This is a genomic window from Mesorhizobium sp. M8A.F.Ca.ET.202.01.1.1 (assembly GCF_004791595.1).
GTDB lineage: Bacteria > Pseudomonadota > Alphaproteobacteria > Rhizobiales > Rhizobiaceae > Mesorhizobium.
In genome coordinates, this window is record NZ_SRUN01000070.1 from 1 (window position 1) to 461 (window position 461).

The following is a 461-nucleotide window of genomic DNA, read 5'->3' on the forward strand; positions in this document are numbered from 1 at the left end:
GTGACATCGATAGCGAGGCGCTCGGCCGGATGGCTTGCCACTGGCTATACGGATGTGCTCAAGGGCTTCCCCGGCCTTGCATTGATGGTGCAGAAGATCTTGAAGCGCGATCCGCACAGCGGACACTTGCTCGGGCGTCAGGGAGGGCTGATCAAGGTGATCTGGCATGACGGCCAGTGGGCCTGCCTTTTTACGAAATGGACGTTTTATTTGGCCACGTGGCCGACGGCACCCTGGTGATCACGCCCGCTCAACTGGCGCATGCCGCAAATAACCTGGAGCGCGACTCGGCGGGATGAGCAAAGTCGTTGCACGGAGGAGCGAATATTCGTCATGGCCGATGAGCCGATCAGCTTCCTGATGATCTTGCCAGTGCGCACGCGATAATCCTCGCGGAGCTGGCCGCCCGCGCGAGGCACCCGGCGATCGCAGAGGCGCCATGGGAATGGATGCGGAGCGAG

1 protein-coding gene is annotated in these 461 nt (G+C 61.6%); it reads left to right on the forward strand.

Annotation, left to right across the window (positions count from 1 at the left end):
- The coding region (gene tnpB, locus EN845_RS33870) for an IS66 family insertion sequence element accessory protein TnpB (protein WP_210235527.1) at positions 1–240 on the forward strand (240 nt) is incomplete at its 5' end.
- Between the last annotated feature and the right edge of the window lie 221 nt (positions 241–461).